At 41.1% G+C, this 18,721-nt stretch carries 13 protein-coding genes and 1 tRNA gene; 2 read left to right on the top strand and 12 right to left on the bottom strand.

Going from position 1 to position 18,721, the window contains the following annotated elements; translation table 11 throughout:
• Window positions 1-243 precede the first annotated feature (243 nt).
• From DWW10_RS18135 to DWW10_RS18080, 12 genes are all read right to left on the bottom strand, one after another.
• Window positions 244-1,494, bottom strand: coding sequence for a type IX secretion system plug protein (locus tag DWW10_RS18135; RefSeq protein WP_022391900.1), 1,251 nt, complete (start codon window positions 1,492-1,494; stop codon window positions 244-246).
• 33 nt (window positions 1,495-1,527) lie between these two features.
• Entirely contained in the window at window positions 1,528-2,265 is a 738-nt protein-coding gene (gene mtgA, locus DWW10_RS18130) for a monofunctional biosynthetic peptidoglycan transglycosylase (RefSeq protein ID WP_022391901.1), read from the bottom strand.
• Between the two features lie 122 nt (window positions 2,266-2,387).
• Window positions 2,388-3,062 carry an OmpA family protein gene (locus DWW10_RS18125; protein ID WP_007663451.1) on the bottom strand — a complete coding sequence of 225 codons (675 nt, stop codon included), beginning with the start codon at window positions 3,060-3,062 and terminating at the stop codon, window positions 2,388-2,390.
• Window positions 3,063-3,158: 96 nt separating this feature from the next.
• Window positions 3,159-4,487 (bottom strand): MATE family efflux transporter, encoded by a 1,329-nt coding sequence (locus tag DWW10_RS18120; RefSeq protein WP_022391903.1) that lies wholly within the window; start codon window positions 4,485-4,487, stop codon window positions 3,159-3,161.
• Window positions 4,488-4,526: 39 nt separating this feature from the next.
• Window positions 4,527-5,945, bottom strand: coding sequence for a S41 family peptidase (locus DWW10_RS18115; protein WP_118421565.1), 1,419 nt, complete (start codon window positions 5,943-5,945; stop codon window positions 4,527-4,529).
• Between the two features lie 102 nt (window positions 5,946-6,047).
• Window positions 6,048-6,455 carry a pyridoxamine 5'-phosphate oxidase family protein gene (locus DWW10_RS18110; protein WP_021967793.1) on the bottom strand — a complete coding sequence of 136 codons (408 nt, stop codon included), beginning with the start codon at window positions 6,453-6,455 and terminating at the stop codon, window positions 6,048-6,050.
• 78 nt (window positions 6,456-6,533) lie between these two features.
• Window positions 6,534-7,352 carry an AraC family transcriptional regulator gene (locus tag DWW10_RS18105; protein WP_022391905.1) on the bottom strand — a complete coding sequence of 273 codons (819 nt, stop codon included), beginning with the start codon at window positions 7,350-7,352 and terminating at the stop codon, window positions 6,534-6,536.
• A 49-nt stretch (window positions 7,353-7,401) separates the two neighbouring features.
• Window positions 7,402-7,908, bottom strand: coding sequence for a DUF4251 domain-containing protein (locus tag DWW10_RS18100; protein ID WP_022391906.1), 507 nt, complete (start codon window positions 7,906-7,908; stop codon window positions 7,402-7,404).
• 98 nt (window positions 7,909-8,006) lie between these two features.
• The gene (locus DWW10_RS18095) at window positions 8,007-8,633 is read right to left on the bottom strand and encodes a TetR/AcrR family transcriptional regulator (RefSeq protein ID WP_022391907.1); all 627 of its coding nucleotides are present in this window, start codon (window positions 8,631-8,633) and stop codon (window positions 8,007-8,009) included.
• Between the two features lie 8 nt (window positions 8,634-8,641).
• The gene (locus DWW10_RS18090; protein ID WP_118487229.1) at window positions 8,642-12,847 is read right to left on the bottom strand and encodes an acyl-CoA dehydratase activase-related protein; all 4,206 of its coding nucleotides are present in this window, start codon (window positions 12,845-12,847) and stop codon (window positions 8,642-8,644) included.
• Between the two features lie 331 nt (window positions 12,848-13,178).
• Complete coding sequence (locus tag DWW10_RS18085) at window positions 13,179-13,736, bottom strand: DUF3575 domain-containing protein (RefSeq protein ID WP_022391909.1); 558 nt, start codon at window positions 13,734-13,736, stop codon at window positions 13,179-13,181.
• Window positions 13,737-13,863: 127 nt separating this feature from the next.
• Window positions 13,864-13,936 (bottom strand) — tRNA-Lys (locus tag DWW10_RS18080).
• A 165-nt stretch (window positions 13,937-14,101) separates the two neighbouring features.
• On the opposite strand from DWW10_RS18080, the gene ettA reads away from it, so the two are divergent.
• Together ettA and DWW10_RS18070 are read left to right on the top strand one after the other, a co-directional pair.
• Window positions 14,102-15,799 (top strand): energy-dependent translational throttle protein EttA, encoded by a 1,698-nt coding sequence (gene ettA / locus DWW10_RS18075; RefSeq protein WP_022391917.1) that lies wholly within the window; start codon window positions 14,102-14,104, stop codon window positions 15,797-15,799.
• Window positions 15,800-16,024: 225 nt separating this feature from the next.
• Entirely contained in the window at window positions 16,025-18,706 is a 2,682-nt protein-coding gene (locus tag DWW10_RS18070) for a TonB-dependent receptor (protein ID WP_022391918.1), read from the top strand.
• The last annotated feature ends 15 nt before the right edge of the window (window positions 18,707-18,721 follow it).

The raw sequence follows: 18,721 nt of genomic DNA, 5'->3' as shown, positions 1-18,721 counted from the left end.
AGGAAGAGATTATTAGAGAGTGTAAACCGTTTACAGGCATAGTCAATATAACGTTTGCTCTTAGGAATAATTGGGTGCCAACCTTGGTTAACAGGTCTGTCAACGTTGGTTGACGGTTCTGTTAACCAACGTTGACAGGCCTGTTAACCAACGTCAACACCCAATAAGACTTACTGTTTAGATGCAAAATGTGCTGGGTAAATACCTGTTTAGCTTGCTTCTTATACCTGTTTAGGTAGCTTCTTATTTATAACTAACCTGTTGCATACCGATCAGCCGGTCATATCTTTCGCCAAAGGGCCGGTGGTAAACAAGTATCAGATATTCATTCTCCGTTTCATAGAAATTCCCCTCTGCCTGTGCGGTGCTTCCTACCGTACTTCCGGGTGCTACATACAGATACTGATAATTATATGCTCCCTGTTTCAGCAATCGGGTACACTCATAAGCGTGAGTCTCCGGGTTGTATTTCAACAGATTCTCTTCATTAAAATCATCATACGTGAAAGCTCCTTGCAGATAAAACTTTCCCTCTGTAAGCGGGTTCTCCCATAACAGAGAGAAATGTACAAAGAAGTAATCTGCTTCCGTATTGTTATCCACCGCCTCATCATACCGTATTACAAAACGCCCATTCTGATCCTGGTCATAACTATAATTTAGTAGGCGTGGCTGGTCCGGTTGCAGCGTGACGTGATAGTAAGGGGCATGATAGCGGATACTTTCCACACCTTGTGAGGCATATCGTGTACTCACCATTTCGAAACGGCGGTATTCGTTTCCTGCTGGAAATATCAGCGCACGGTTATGTTCGTAGCGTAACTGGTCAGGACCAACGTAAGAAGGTTGAAGATTGGTAACTTCGTTGTCTGTACGATTATCCTGTAAAACGTGTACTCTGATTTCATTCTGAGGGTTACGAATGGGATATCCCTTATGCTGGATACTGAAGCTGACTTGCTGATGGGTCTTGTTACGATCTATCTCTGTGTCACTGCTGACTTGTGCTGATATGTTTACCTCTTTCTCCAATATCCGGAAGCAAGTGCTGAAAGCGGGTTTATTCTTGCCCTCTGCATCATCATAAACCAACAGACGATAGTTACCGGAAAGTTTGGGACGTACCTGGTCATTGGGAAGCGTCAGGCGATAGTGTGTGTAGGGCAGAGTAGTGTTGACGGAAATATCATGATCCTCTATCGGATTATCATTGAAACCATCCAGGTATTCTGTTTCGGAAAGGTCGGACGGGGTCCAGTCTGCATTGCAATGTGTGAGGACATACTGATAACGATGGTAATCGTGCGTGAGGTGGTCGAATGAGATTTCTACAGTTTCACCTTCACCCAACCGGATGACGGCAGGAGCCATATAGTCGTTGTTAGCGATGACCTGCACCGTATGTATATGCGGATTATAAACTTCTGTACGTTGAGCATGTGCTCCACAACAGATAAGTATGCAAATTAAGAACAATGGCAAGGCTTTCTTCATTCCGTAGATATTAATGCCACAAATATACACAGATTATTTCTTTTTCTTCTTCTCTGTCTTCTGCTTCTTGACTGCTTTCTTTTCTGCTTTTTCTACCGGAGGGAATTTGGGAACTAACTTCATCAGCCTTAATATCTGTGACTGTCTGCGCAGGATGTAAGCTGACGGGTGTGCGGAATCAAAGCGTATGGGGTTGGGAAGGGTTGCTGCAATCAATGCACATTGCCCTGCTGTTAGTTTGGCGGCAGTGGTGTGGAACTTGTATTTGGCGGTAGCTTCTGCTCCATAAATACCTTTTCCCATTTCGATAGAGTTAAGATATACTTCCATGATCCGTTCTTTCGACCAACAGAGTTCAATAAGCCAGGTGAAGTAAACTTCAAGTCCTTTTCGCGTCCATGAAGATTGGGGCCAAAGAAATACATTTTTTGCTGTCTGTTGGCTGATGGTACTGGCTCCTCGCTTCCGCTTTCGTGTTTCATTCTCTTTCATAGCTTTTTTTATTTCTATGAAATCGAAACCATTGTGAGTAGCAAAGCGATTGTCTTCCGAAGCGATTACCGCCATCGGCAGGTGAGGAGAGATTTTATCAAAAGAAACCCAACTGTGATGCCAGACCGGTTTTTCGCCTTTAAAAATCTGTTGGGTACTACGGATAACCATAAGGGGAGTGAAGTAAACGGGAATAAAACGATAGATCACCACCATGAGAATAGTGGAGATAAAGAAAAAGAGTATCAGATTGCGTAGGATTCGCAAAACCTTCTTCATATTTATTGTCGTGGCTTTTGTTGGTTAGTAACGACAAGCTACGAGCTACGAGTTACAAGCTACAAGTACCTTTCGGACTAATAGCGCAGCAACTTGTAGCTCGTAGCTTTATATCTTGTAGCTTATTTACCTGCTTCTGCGTTTTTAATCATCTGTTCGCTGGCATACATATAGATATCCACGCGACGGTTTTGACTGGCTGTCATGCTGTCATCATACTGATTGTAGCCTACGCCTTCCACTTGCTTGAATTGTGCAGGAGAAACACCGCAATCCTGCAGATAGTTTTCTACAGTATATGCACGATCCTTTGAAACTTTCATGTTAGCCTCATACGTACCTACTTTATCAGTATGACCTACGATAGCAATGTCCGTTGTAGGGTCTTCCTTCAGAATCTGGGCCAGTTCGCGCAAAGAAGCTTTTGATGTATTGCTCAATGCTGATGAATTAAAACCAAACAGGATGCCTGATTCGAAAGTTACTTTTACAGCAGCAAGTCCGTTGGTATCGGTTACTTTCTCTACCTGTGCACCTTCAATTTTGGCAGCTTCGGCAGCTTTCTTATCCATCTTATGGCCAATGGCAACACCGGCACCTGTACCTACTGCCGCACCGACAGCCGCACCGATAGCTGCTCCCTTACCTTTACCGATAAGTCCGCCAATGATAGCACCGGCTGCTGCGCCTGATCCACCACCAATCACACCGCCTTTTGCGGTATTGTTCATTGTACTACAGCTTCCTAATAATATAGCACCGCTCAATAGCAGTACACTAATTTTCATCTTTTTCATAATTTGTTCTTTTAAAAATGTTACTATGTTTGTAATGCAAAGTTAGATATATAACAATTATGTTGATGTTATGTTTAGGTCTTTTGTTCTCCATTTTTAGAGAATTTTTCTTTTTATAAGTATAAACCAGAGTGTGAGGATAAGTCCCTTAGCAATGGTTGTTGCACTTACAGCCCACCATATGGCGTCTACTCCCATTCCCATGTGTACCAGAAGCAGGGCTACGGGTATACGCATATAGTTGCACGATATACTGATGATGGCTGGTGGAATTGTTCTTCCCAATCCGTAGAATACGCCTTGCATGGTAATTTCCAGCATCATGAAGAGCTGTGAATAACCGTCTATACGCAGGAAATCACCACCTACGCGGAAAGCCTCCGGTTCGGGTACGAAAATGGAAAACACTTCACTTCCAAAGAAGATGAAGAGTAATGAGCATAGGGTACCGAATATGGATGTCATCCAGAGTGTAGTGCGCCAGGCCTTTTTTACCCTTGATTTTTCTCCGGCAGCATAATTCTGTGCAATGAAGGTACTTAATGCGGTAGAGAAACCTTGCGAGGTATTCCAGGTGATGGCCTCTATTTGTCCTCCGGTAGTGAAAGCCATAAGTCCGATGTGTCCCCCTTGTTCCGAAGCCGTACGTGAAAGGAACATATTGACAAAGGCAAACAGGGTATTCAGCGTAGCTACCGGAAGCCCGAGCTTGAATATACGGTGGGTGTATTTCTTTTTAAGACGGGTAAGAAAAGGGAAGCCTCCCAGCAGATTGTCTTTATACCGTAGCTGATAAATGAAAATACCGAATACTGTAGCTTCGGATAACCATGTGGCAAGGGCTGCACCCACTGTTCCCCAGCCAAAACCGAAGATAAATAACGGGTCGAGTATGATATTCATTATCAATCCGGTACCACTGATGTAGAAAGGTGTCTTGCTGCGTCCTGCCGCATTGTATATTCCTGTGAAGGCGGCTGATAAAAAGACGAAAGGTAATCCTGTTGAGACAATACGTAGGTAAGTTACGGCATTCTGTGTGATATGCTCTTTCAGTTCGAATATATGCAGGATAGGATCGGCAAATAGAAATAACAGGGCTGCCCAGCATACAGAAATGAGCAGGGCAATACTGATATTATGCGAAGCGAACTGCCGTGCATCTTGTTCGCTACGAGCCCCGATAGATTGCCCTACGCTGACTTCAGAACCAACTTTATTCAGTAAGGCTATGGAACCGGACATCCAGGTGAGTATACCTACTGCACCAACAGCAGCAACTGCTTCGCTACCTAAACGGCCCACCCATGCCATGTCCGTCAGGCTGTACGCCATCTGGATAAAGGAAGTAGCCATAATGGGTATCGCCAGATTAAATAACTGGCGATTGATAGGCCCTTTAGTCAGATTCTTTGTTCCTTGCATGATTTACAGTCTGTAAATTTCGGACTGCAAATTTACGGATTATTTGTTAATAATCACACTGCCGGTTGCTTTTCTGTCTATTGAATTACCGGGAACCTTTTTATAAATGACTGTGCCCGGTGCATCTATACTCCGGGTAAGGGTGGTTTTTCCGTCAATCAGGTCTATGGCAGCTTTAAATAAGTGTTCATTCGGATCTCCTAAAGGAAACATTTCAATGGGAGATACAGTTTGAGCATCAACGTATGTGAATGCTTCGTCAAGTTGTACATCCGGCGCTATTCCATCAGCATAATCAGTAAAGTCTACTGAATTGTATATTTGACAAACAATAGGGTGCATCTCCCACTTTTTGTCGTCGCTTGTATATTCCAGTGAACCGACGTTTTTACCTACAGTTGTTTCTCCAATTACCACAACATCCATAAAAGGTTCCAGGGAGTTGATCACCATTTCCGAAGCGGATGCACTGGAACTACTTACTAATACATACAGTGTTTTCAGGTTCAGGTTTTTCCCGTTTGATCCGAGTAAACTCTTGTTCGTATTAAATTGGACCTTTTTGTTTTTTTGTTTATCGTTGTATTGTAGGTAACCTAATTTGCTGCCAATTTGATTTCCCGGTTGGAGAATGGTACATAATAAGATACCGGAAGATAATGCTCCACCATTGTTGTACCGTAAATCCAAGACAAATTCATCCACTCCGTTGAAGTCAGAGCCTGAAAGAGATTTTAAATGGTCGTCGTAAGACGTGTCATCATCGCTTTTCCCTGCAGTGAAATGGTTGTAAAGCAGATAACCTACTTTTTTATTTTTGACCGGACTTTCGATGACATTCCATGTATATACCGGATCATCTTCAACTTTCCGGGCTGATGCTAAATTTATTTTTTCATTCTGAGGCACAAACTTCTTTGTTGCCGGGTCCCATTTGGCTATTGTTAATGAGCAGGCTTCGCCACCGGATAATGATGCAAAATTAGCATCTGTCACTGGAGCATCATTGATTTTTGTAATCCAGTCGCCTCGTTGCAATCCGGCATCATCAGCCGGCGAACCTTTCACTACATATAATACGAGCGCAAGTATGTCCTGATGTGTTTTATCAGCATAAATACCTGTAAATTCAAAACCGTATGAATACTCTTCATTTATCGTACTACGCGTATTTCCTCCTGTGAGTTCTTTGATATAGGAAAAATATTGGTGTTTGCCCCCACGAACTTTCCCGTCTTTATCAGACAGTAATGAATAAAAGAAAGTTTCCGGATCATTCGCATAATTCAGCTTGCCGGCTGCCGGTATTTCATTGTACCAATAGTAATGTTCGCGCATGGTATCCTCTATCCATGCCTGCGTATCAGGACGATCACCGTTACCACTTGGATCGTCATCATCCTTGCAGGCACTTAAAGAGAGACAGATAAACAGGAATAATAAAGTTTTGATTTTCATATATAAGTTCGTTTTATAGTGAACGCAAATATATGAATTTATATTCTTTATTGAGTTAATTTCCGGTAGATTATCTTTTTATTGAACACAGCTTAATACTCATTAAACTTTTCTGTGGATGAACTTTCCTTCTATCCAGTAAGTGGCATGGTTAGCCTTGAACTTTAATATGACATAGTTCGGATCAGTCGGGCCGCCGGGAAAATGGTTGATGAACCAGTCTTGCCAAAGTTCTTGTTTGATGTCTGCATCTGTGATAACTTCTACATCACCGGTCATGCAAACACTGTCTCCCTGGGCATAGAAACATAAACCACCTTTCGGATTCTTGCGAAAATCAACTGTTTTCCATGAGTCGTTTCCGGTTGACATCCAAACGGTTGAAATACCTTCGGCTTTAACCATACTCATTGGTACAGGGCGGGGATATCCCTCTTGGTTAATAGAGGTAAGAACTACTACTTCGCTCTTTTGAAGCATTTCTGCGGCTTTCTTTTCAAGTGTTTCCATCTTTTTAATCTGTTTTGTTAATTGAATGGTGCAAATATAAGTAGCCGGAGATATTCCTTCATTGTATAAAAACGACATTTACGCTTCTACGTAAGTCAGCGTGACTTCTTCTTCCGGCGAAGGAAGGGCCAGAAAGGAGTAGGGGGTATTACCTGACATCCTTTTTATTTCTCTTGAAAGATGGGGGACATCATAGTATCCTGCATGAACAGCAGTAGATAACAGGTTATCGCAGGTAGCACTCCTCAATAAATCTACCGCATTCTTGAATTGCATAATTCTGCTGTATATTTTGGGAGTGTATCCTGTATTCATTTTGAATTTACGTTCGAATTGTCGTTGGCATAGACAAATGTCTTCCACTAATGATTGTACCGGGAGTTTTCCCTGATGACGGTTTATTTGTTCTATGGCAAACGCAATCTGTGGGTCCGTCTGTAGATCATATTTGTATAAAGACTTGATGAATAATTCTTCTATTATCTTTATTCTGTCTCCAAAGTTATTCTCTTCACATAGTCTTTCTGCAAACGAGGCATCGAAGAAGTTAGTTACTTCATCAGCACAAATTCTTTGATTGGTTAGTTCGTGCAGGGGTAATTGTATGAAACGTGATAATCCGGAAGGTAGAAAACGGACTCCCAGCATATGAATGGTTTCCGCATAAGCTACCAGTTCCGAGTAACTATTCATCGGTCCAATGAAGTAGGAACGGTAAGGCTTCATGGTTAGCCTGCCATCTACCGTCTGTGTAGCCTCTCCAAGGGTGAAGATAAAATCCGTGCATCCGTCGGGAAGTATGTTGATGCGCATTCCATATTCGGGATTGCCTCTAAATTCCCAATATTTGTCAATATAGGGGGAGAGCAGGCTACAGGGTGGGTATTCTTTGTACATAAATTTAGGATGTCATTGCACAAAGGTAATCATTGGCAGGTTATATACCTTATTTTTTTATTTCTTTTTCCGTCATATCTACTTCTCCCTGAAAGTTGATGGACTGGCGGTTTTGCATGTTTACGAATATGGTAGAGGAGCCGTTGCTAAAAATATCGATATCAAAATCGAATTTATCTTCCGTGCTCCGTGCCGTGAATTTAATTTTTGCTGTTCCTTTCTTATCCCAATCCAGCTTGTAGTCGGTAAGTGGAGCTTTGAAGTTGAGCCCTTCTCCGCCACCATAAGGAATTGAATAGGCCCTTCCATAATAAGGTAGATGGGATATGATGGAATCGTTCCTGATTTCTACAGAATATGGAGAAGTCAGCATCACAGACCGTCCCCTTGCAGGAAGTGCCCGGTTCACATCTATTTTATATTTCCCGGATGTGATGAGTTTTTCAACCGCTTGTTTCTTTAGCTCTTTCTTTTCTTTCTTAGTTTGTGCAGAAAGAGTCGGTATACTGATTGCCATAATCAGCAATAAGGAAAAAATAATTCGGATTGCTTTCATACATACTTATATTTTATGGGTTATATATATGAGTAACAATCAAATGTACTGATAAAGCTAATCAGGTACATACTTTTTTAATGATATTTAGAATTATTCTATCCTTCTTTATCGTGGTACAGCAAATTTGCCATATGGAATATGATATACTGTTTCCATTCAATCATGAGAGCTGGAAAATCTGCTTCATCATTCAGGAATATGTGCGTCAGCAGATTCTTTGCAAGCAGAGGGAAAGTGAGCAGACCGTAGAAAGTCATGAAAACGGTATGGATAGGTACTTTCTTTAACTTTCCGGTTTCCATCTCCTGAAGCATACGATCCTTTATAACCAGGAAAATTTTATCAAACTGCATATCTTTTGCTGTTGCGAATAGATGATCTATGTCACGTTGAATTTCTCCACATATAAACCTGGGAATGTCCGGGTTTTCGGTGAAAAGCGTTACATATTCATCCAATATCCTGTTTATGCGGTCTATGAACGGTAGATCCTGCTTTATGATGTCCTGCACTTTCGGCAATAATGTCATCACTATCGAGCCGAATACCGCCTGAAACATACGGTCCTTTGTCCTGAAATAGTAATGCAGGGTAGGGCGGTTTATTCCAACTCTTGCGGCTATATCGCTCATACTGGTTTCGGCAAACCCTTTTTCTATAAAAAGTTGTTTGGCTGTTTCAATTATTTGGTGTTCCAATTCGTTGTTTTCTGTAGCTCCCATAGTCTTTTTTATTTTATGTTGTCAACAAAAAGCAATAAGCGGTTGGTGATATTCACATCGCTGACGCTGCTGTCGAAATCTAAAGATAATATATTTATTTGAGGGTAGAGGGACTTTATTCGTTTTTCTATACCTTTTTCCACAATGTGGTTGGCGATGCAGCCAAAAGGTTGCAAACTTACGACATGATTAATCCCTTGACTGACGAAAGAGGACATCTCGCCGGCAATTAGCCAACCTTCACCAAATTGAGTGTTCAGTGATATAATCTGTTTGGCTCTTTCCGCTTTCTCGTAGATACTTTCAAAAGGCTGGAAATAGCAGAATTCTTTTCCCGTTTTGTTGACTTTGCTGATTTGGTTTTGCACCTTTCTATATAACCAGTCTATAACAAAGTCCGGAATCTTTTTTCGCATTATATGACTATCTTGGTTGACTTTCATATTGACAAAACTTTGCATGAAGAAGTCCGTCATCAATGGAGGTACCACTTCAATTCCTCTGTCAATGAGCCATGTAGTAATATTCTTTTGTGCAAAGGGGTTGAATTTCAGAAAAATCTCTCCTACAACTCCTACTTTGGGACATGGTTTCTTCAGGCAAATCCGGTTGAACTCTTCGGCTGCCAGGGATAAATAACTCAATAAATCCTCCGGCTGGTTTTTCAGAATGAGAGGCTTTGCTGCTTCCAGATATAAATCCTTCAGTTTAGCAGCCTGTCCCGGTTCTTTTTCGCGGATGACAGATGCATAATAGAATTTGGCGATGCAGTCACTGTATAAAACAGCGGCAAGCGCTATAGGCAGTATCTTCAACCAATTGACTTTAAAACCCGGTTGCTGATTGTCTATTCCGCTACCGAATGCAATGGAGAGGATTGGAGTTTGAGTATATCCGTTCTCTATTAATGCTTTTTTTATCAGGGAGATGTAGTTGCTGGCTCGACATTGTCCTCCTGTCTGCGTGATGGCTACACAGGTATTATCCGGATCATAACGTCCGTCTTTAAATGCCTTTACAATATCGCCTACAATTAGTGTAGCCGGATAGCAGACTTCATTATTGGAATATTTTAGTCCCCAGTCACATGAGAGTTCATCGCTTATCGGCAATGTCTCCATCTCATATCCCGCTACTTTCATGATTGAAGGGATAAGTGGTGAAATAAAGGGAGTGAAGAACGGTGCAATAATTTTCTTCTTCCGGTCTTTCTTGGTGAAAGGAGGGGTGGATATGAATTTCTGCATCCGTTTTTCTTCTGCTTGTTGTAAACTGATATGCAGGCTTTCTACCAGCGAACGTACCCGTAGCTTGATGGAGCCGGTATTGCTGATATCATCAATTTTCAATAAGGTAAGGTTTTTCCCGCATCGCTTCAGTAAAGCGCGTATTTCATCTATCAGGAAAGCATCAGGTCCACATCCAAAAGAAGTTAGCTGCATATATTGAACATGGTTTCCCTGTTGTGTAGCCCATTTTGCTGATTTCAGAATGCGGTTGGTAAATGCCCATTGAGCCAAGAAGTTCACTCCTTCCAGCGGGATGTCTTGGTGGCGGACAATATCGTCTGTTATTACATGAACTCCCATTGTGCTAATCATGTTTGAAATCTTATGCTGTACTAATGGATCTGCATGATAGGGGCGTCCGGCAAGAAGGATAATCAACTGCTGTTTCCTCTTCCCTTCTTCAATTATCTGTTTGTTATAATCAACGATTGCTTTTTCAAATGAATCTTGTGCTTCCAGTGCACGGTTGAATGCTTTTTTAAGAATATGTTCCGATACCCCTAACTGTTTCAGGTAGTCATGGCACTGCTTATATAATAAGTCTTTCTCCTTGAAAGTGATAACCGGAGAATCGATTGGTAAATTTCCTGTCTGCACACTCTTAATAACTTGTGAATAACCGGACACAATGGGGCAGTTATAGCTGTTTTGCTGCTGCTTGTCAATCCCTTCGAATACGACGAATGGCATGAATATCCTATCTACCTTACAGTCGATAAGATTTTGAATATGGCTGTGTACCAACTTTGCAGGAAAACAGATATTGTCGGACATCACCATATTAGCGGCCTTTTCATATTTACTGAATGTTGAGGCTTCTGACAGGTGTAGCTGAATGCCACATTCTGTAAACAGGGAATACCAGAAAGGAAACTCTTCATACATATTCAGGATACGTGGAATGCCGATTGTCAGTAGGGGAGTGGCTATGTCGGTCTGGCGGTCGAATAATAGCTCGATCTTTTTCTCATAGGCATTCATTCCTTTTTCGTATTCATTTCCTTTGTTTGTGAATACCTTTTCGCATTTGTTTCCGGAGAAATAGTTTCCCCCGTTGCTGAATGAATACCGGGTGACGGCACATTGATTTTCACATCCGTGACATTGAACCTGCTTGGATGTGAATTGTGCCCGCTGCATCATGTCTTGCAGGTTCGTAACTCGAGTGGTCGCAGTCTGTTTGGCATAAAGGGCACAACCGAATGCTCCCATCAATTCAGGGCAATCACTACGGAAAACTTCCCTGTCTGTCAGTTTTTCCAGTCCCCGTACAATGGCATCATTGCGCATGGTTCCACCTTGCACAACGATGTGTTTCCCCAGTTCGTCCGACTTTTTCAGTTGTAATACCTTATACAGGCAGTTTTTAACGACAGAGTAAGATAATCCGGCTGCTATATCTGCTACGGATACTCCTTCACGGAGTACTTGCTTTACCTTGGAGTTCATGAATACAGTACAGCGTGTTCCCAAGTCGCATGGAGCTTTTGAGAAACAAGCCTCTCTGGCAAAATCCTCTACCTGATAGCCCAATGATTGGGCAAAGGTACTGATGAAAGAACCACATCCGGATGAGCATGCTTCGTTGATTTCAATCCGGTTGATGATTCCACCATTGACAAATATGGCTTTCATGTCTTGTCCGCCAATATCCAGAATGAAAGATACATCCTTGCTGATATGTTTGGCAGCCATATAGTGGGCTATGGTTTCAATAATACCACTATCCATTTGGAAAGCTGCTTTTATCAGATCTTCTCCATATCCGGTGGTACATCCACCTTTTATTTGTAAAATCGTTCCTTTCTTCTGGCATTCTTCATATAGCTTTTGTAACCCCTCTTCCACAGCTTTTATCGGATTGCCATTGTTATTGTGGTAATAGGAATACAGGATGCGGTCCTGTTCATCGATTAACACAATCTTTGTTGTGGTAGAACCGGAGTCTATTCCTAAAGTTGCCTGTTGTATTCCGGTTGCCAATTCTGTTCGTTGCATTCCGTATTGCTCCATTCTTTTCTTCCATTGCTGATATTCAGGTTCATCATTGAATATGGGTGGAAGACTGTTTTGTGCACGGTACGTTTTTCCGGTTTGGCTTTCTAAAAGTTTGATTAAGTCTGTTACAGTCATTGTCCGTGAACTTTCGGTCAAGGCTGTTCCCCAAGCTGGTATGAGATTACTGTTTTCCGGTAACAAAAAGTCTTTCTCCTGCGATAACTGTAAGTAGTTGGCAAATGACTTTCTGAGTGCCGGAATGAAGGTTAAGGGACCTCCACAAAGCAAGACCGGGGCTACGATATCGCATCCGTGTGCAAGCGTAACAATGGTTTGTACAGCTACAGCATGGAAGATGGAAGCTGCAATGTCCTCTTTGGATATATTCTTGGCTATCAGATTCTGTATATCTGTCTTACAGAAAACGCCACATCGCGAGGCTATCGGGTATACATGTGTTGCCCGGAGCGCAAGTCCGCTTAACTCATCTACAGATACTCCTAAGAGAATTGCCATCTGGTCGATAAAAGCACCAGTCCCTCCGGCGCAATTTCCGTTCATGCGTAAATCGGTGGCCTGATTATCCTGAAAGAAGACGACTTTTGCATCTTCTCCTCCTATATCGATCATAGTAGATATACCGGGGTGATTCAGACGGATATACTGGGTTGCCGCCACGACCTCTTGTACGAAAGGCAAAGAATATTTCTCTGCAATTCCCATGCCTACTGAACCGGTGATATTGATTGATAAGGCAACATCACCCAACTGTTCTTTCAACTGGTGAAAAAATTCCAGTAAGCATTCCTGTACTTTTGCCTGATGCCTTTCATATTTGCAGAAAAGGACATTGTTATAGCTCTTATCCAGCACTATTATTTTAGCGGTAGTAGAGCCGATATCCAGACCGACTTTGTAAGTATCCATAATAGATATTTGCTGTTTCTGTGTATAAATAATGACTTTGAAATATTTGTCTGACATATGTGTCAGATGCTGCAAATATATATGGAATATTTTAGAAAAGGTGAGTCATTGTGTTTGTTTAACACTTTGTATTTATCCTCTGGACTCTATAATTAAAGGAGTATTCTTCCAATTAGCATTGGATATCAGAATTAGTGACGTAGTTAGTTGATAAAAAAATCCTGCACGATCAAAGTAGTGCAGGAATTTTTTTGAAATCTTACTAAGCAAGTTTCGCAGTTTTCTTTTTCAGGCGTTTCTATTTTTATAATCAGTTTTGTTTGTTCTATGTTCACCTCTTTCCCAGCCGATAAGCAAAAGATGCACCTAATTTGTAAGGTAACCATTCGGCGCTGGCATTTTTGCCCACATACATTTCTCCGGTGGATTTAATATAGCCTTTATATCTGGAATGTTGCCATCCATAGCTTGCGAAGAGATCCACTGCCCAACGGTCGTTAATTTTAACTTGATAGCCTAAAGTAGCTCCGAAAGACATGCCATTGCCTTTTTGATATTTATCATGATTGATATAATTCCATTTTGTGAATTTAAATAGTCTGTGATAACTGCCATATCCTCCCAGATAGAGTCCGTTGAATGCTCCTTTAGGGTAATATCTGCCTTCTACAATTAGTTGGCCGAATCTCATAGGGTTGCCCTCGATGCTTTTCCAGGGTGAGTATACGGCATCTCCATTAAATGTCCACTTATCTGCAAGTTTGGTTTCTGCCGACATGTTTACTACACCCATGGCCCAATATAAAGCATTCCATTTAAGTTGAGTCTGAGCCTGAACGGCAGATAAGGATAAGGCCAAAAGGGTCAGCAATAGTAATTTTCTCTTCATGACGAAATGGTTTAGATATAGTTATTTAGTTAAAGTCTTCTTTGTGTTTTGATTTGTAAGGAGCTATCAATCAGATGCTTTAGCCTTCTTTGAATAAAAAAAAGGAACTTTCAAAGTTCCTTTTGTGTGATCCGCTTGGGGCTCGAACCCAAGACCCCAACATTAAAAGTGTTGTGCTCTACCTGCTGAGCTAGCGAATCAGACCTTTATCGCTGTTAAGCGGGCGCAAAGATAGAGACATTTTTTGAAAAAGCAAAAGGATTTCTCTTTTTTTCTTATCTTTGCCAAAGTTTTGTGGCAGACTGCAAAGAACGCTGCATAGTATTAAAGTAAATACATTATTAATATAATACACTTAAAACTTTATGGCAACAGTTGACGATAAAAAGATTATCTTTTCTATGGTAGGGCTGAACAAGACCATTCAGCAGAACAATAAGCAGGTGTTGAAGAACATCTATCTTTCGTTCTTCTATGGCGCAAAGATCGGTATCATCGGTTTGAACGGTTCCGGTAAATCTACCTTGCTGAAGATTATCGCCGGGTTGGACAAGTCTTATCAGGGCGAAGTGGTGTTTTCACCGGGTTACTCAGTAGGCTATCTGGCCCAGGAGCCTTATCTGGATCCTACAAAAACTGTAAAAGAGATTGTAATGGAAGGTGTGCAGCCCATTGTAGATGCATTGACTGAGTATGAAGAGATCAATCAGAAGTTTGGTCTGCCTGAATACTACGAGGATGCTGATAAGATGGACAAGCTATTTGCACGTCAAGGAGAGTTGCAGGATATTATCGATGCCACTGATGCCTGGAATCTGGATAGTAAATTGGAGCGTGCTATGGATGCCCTTCGTTGCCCGCCCGAAGATGCAAGTGTGGAACATCTTTCAGGAGGTGAACGCCGTCGTGTGGCACTCTGTCGCTTGTTGTTGCAGAAGCCTGACGTACTGTTGCTGGATGAGCCTACCAACCACCTTGATGCTGAATCTATCGATTGGTTGGAGCAACATTTACAACAATACGAAGGTACGGTAATTGCCGTTACTCACGACCGTTATTTCCTTGATCATGTAGCAGGCTGGATTCTTGAACTCGACCGTGGTGAAGGCATTCCTTGGAAGGGTAACTACTCCAGCTGGTTGGAACAGAAGACCAAGCGTATGGAAATGGAGGAAAAGACAGCCAGTAAGCGCCGTAAAACATTGGAACGTGAGTTGGATTGGGTACGCATGGCACCTAAGGCACGTCAGGCAAAAGGAAAAGCACGTTTGAACTCTTACGATAAATTGATGAACGAAGACATCAAGGAGAAGGAAGAGAAACTGGAAATCTTCATTCCCAATGGTCCGCGTCTTGGTAATAAAGTTATCGAAGCGAAACATGTGGCCAAGGCCTATGGTGATAAGTTACTGTTCGATGACCTCAACTTCATGCTTCCCCCCAATGGTATCGTTGGTATTATCGGTCCTAACGGTGCCGGTAAAACTACGTTGTTCCGCCTGATTATGGGATTGGAAACCGTAGATAAAGGTGAGTTTGAGGTAGGAGAGACCGTAAAGGTGGCTTATGTAGACCAGCAACACAGTGACATCGATCCGAATAAGAGTGTTTATCAGGTTATATCCGGTGGTACGGAACTGATTCGTATGGGTGGACGCGATATTAATGCGCGTGCTTACCTGTCACGTTTTAACTTCTCCGGCGGTGATCAGGAGAAACTTTGTGGTGTGCTTTCCGGTGGTGAACGCAATCGTCTGCATCTTGCTATGGCATTGAAAGAAGAAGGTAATGTACTCTTGCTGGACGAACCTACCAATGACATAGATGTAAATACTCTTCGTGCTCTTGAAGAAGGTCTTGAAGATTTTGCCGGATGTGCCGTAGTCATCAGTCACGACCGTTGGTTCCTCGATCGTATTTGTACTCACATTCTTGCGTTCGAAGGAGACTCCAATGTCTTCTATTTCGAAGGTTCTTATTCAGAATATGAGGAAAATAAACAGAAACGTTTAGGAAAAGAAGAACCTACCCGTGTTCGTTATAGAAAGCTAATGAATGACTGATGATCGATAGGAATCTGATAGCATAAATTATATTTTAGTGACAAATAGAAAGCCCTGCAAAAAACTTGTAGGGCTTTCTTGTTATAAAAAGTCTCAATAACTCCTATCTACTCTGAAATTTTGTAGCAGAAATGTAATACAAATCTAAATCTTATTAATTATATTTGCGTCTTAAAACAGAAATTAATATTTAATTAACACATTTAATTAACAAAAAACAGAAGTATGAAAAAACATCTAATTCATTTCCTGTTAGTGGCTGTGCTGTCTGTATTCAGTGCTGCGGCATTTGCCCAGACTACAGTGAAGGGTCAGCTTGTTGACGCAGAAACAGGCGAACCGTTGATAGGCGCCTCTGTCGTAGTAGAGGGTACTAGCCAGGGTAGTGTAACGGATATCGATGGAAACTTTACACAAAAAGTTGGGCCTAATGCTACATTGGTATTCAAGTACGTTGGATATAAAGATTTAAAGACGAAAGTTACACAGAAAAAATCTTCAGTAGATTTAGGTATTATCAAGATGGAGCCAGATGCAGTGATGCTGAATGACGTGACGATTACTTCTTCCATCGCTGTTTCTCGTAAAACTCCGGTTGCTGTTTCTACTGTCGACCCTGTATTTATTTCAGAACGTTTGGGCTCACAAGAATTTCCTGAAATTCTGAAATCAACTCCTGGTATCTATGCTTCAAAAGATAATGGAGGTTTTGGTGAATCGCGCGTTACTGTACGTGGTTTCGGACAGACTAATGTAGGTATTATGATTAATGGTGTCCCGATGAATGATATGGAATGGGGAGGCGTTTATTGGTCTAATTGGGCTGGTTTGTCAGATGTTACTCGTTCTATGCAGGTTCAGAGAGGTTTGGGAGCTTCTAAAGTTTCTTCTCCTTCTGTCGGAGGTTCTATTAATGTCATAACGAACTCTATAGATGCAAAGCAAGGCGGTACATTATCCTATGGAATTGGTAATGATGGCTATAATAAAGTATTATTTAGTTTGTCTTCAGGATTGACTAAAGATGGTTGGGCTTTTTCTGTATTAGGTGCAAAAACTTGGGGTGACGGTTATGTCCAAGGTTGTGAATTTGATGCATATTCTTGGTTTGTGAATATTTCTAAGCGTATTGGAGATAATCATTCTTTGTCTTTGACTGCAACTGGTGCTCCTCAGACTCATAATAAACGTTATGATGAATTGACTATTGAAGAATGGGATAAGCAGAAGAAAATTAATAACGGTGTTGGCTATCGTTATAATGCAGCTTTTGGTTATGATATGAATGGGAATATTATGACGGGAACGAGCTATAATGTTTATCACAAGCCTCAGATTTCTCTGAATCATGTTTGGGAAATTGATCGTAAATCAAGTCTGTCTTCTTCACTTTATTTGTCTATTGGCGATGGTTATGGTTATCGCGGTGTAGGTGCTTCCTATTCAAAACTTTATGGTGCAACGAATGGTATTCCTAATACAAATTATCGTAAAGTTGATGGTACTTTTGATTTTGGTGCTTTGATGGAAGACAATGCAAAATCAAATAATGGTAGTATTGCAGCTCTGGCAAAGAATAAGAATACCCACATGTGGTATGGTTTACTCTCTACTTATAGTAATCAATTGAATGATAACTTTAATTTGCAGGGTGGTATTGACTTACGTTATTATAATGGTGGACACAAGGCTGAAGTTGCCGATTTATTGGGTGGTGCCTATGTTGTAGATACGGATAGAGCAAGCGTACCTTATAAGAAAGATGATATTGCATGGCAAAATGCACGTTTGGGAGTAGGTGATGTCGTATATCGTAATTTTGATAGTTATATTGCTCAATATGGAGCTTTCGGACAGTTAGAGTATACACAGGATAAACTTTCTGTAATTGTATCTGGCAATGTGAATGCTGCTACTAACTGGCGTAAAGACTATTTCTATGCAGACAATGAAGAATCTCCTAAGAAAACAAAAGTTGGTTATGGTATTAAGGGAGGTCTCAATTATAATCTGGATTCTCATAATAATATATTTGCTAATATTGGTTATTATTCCCGTACTCCGTACTTCTCAGGTGGTATTTTCTTGAACTCTCAGACTAGTAATGAGTTTAATCCGAACTGCAAGAATGAAGGAGTTTTCTCTTTTGAATTAGGTTATGGTTATGTATCTAGTCTGTTCTCTGCTAATTTGAACTTATATCGTACAACTTGGAATGATCGTACTATTCAGAAACGTTTGACTGTTGCTCAGGAAAGTTCTTATGTATATTTGAATGGAGTGAATGAACTTCACCAAGGTATAGAATTGGACTTCCAGTTCCGCCCAGTACGTAACTTGACTATAAACGGTATGTTCTCATTCGGTGATTGGACAATGACTAAAGATGGTGTATTAGGTTATATGTATAATCAAAATGGACAAGCTGTAGATAAAAATATGATGGAAGTAACTCCGGGTTCGCCTGAACATGCTAAGCTTTTGATGAATACCAAGGATATAAAAATTGGTAACTCTGCTCAAACTACAGCTGCTTTAGGATTGAATTATGAAGTAATGAAAGGGCTTCGTATTGGCGTTGATGGAAACTTCTACGGACGTAATTATTCTGATTATGATATTGCAGGATTGATCACAACTGGTGCTCTTAATGGTGATCCGGTAGATGTGGCACAACCATGGCGTATTCCATCTGCATTTACGTTTGATGCAAATATCAGTTATCGTTTCAAATTTGCAGGTTTGGATGCAACGTGGAATGCTAATTGTAATAACCTCTTGAATGAACAGTATATTACGGATGCTACAGACAATGGTGCCAAGACTGGTGGTCATGGTTGGAAAGATGCAACTGTATTCTATGGCTTTGGACGTACATGGTCTATGAGTATGAAGGTTAGATTCTAATTTTATGATAGTAAA

Origin of the sequence: Bacteroides intestinalis, from assembly GCF_003464595.1 — a bacterium.
Taxonomy (GTDB): domain Bacteria; phylum Bacteroidota; class Bacteroidia; order Bacteroidales; family Bacteroidaceae; genus Bacteroides; species Bacteroides intestinalis_A.
This window is presented reverse-complemented; position numbering and strand designations above follow the sequence as displayed.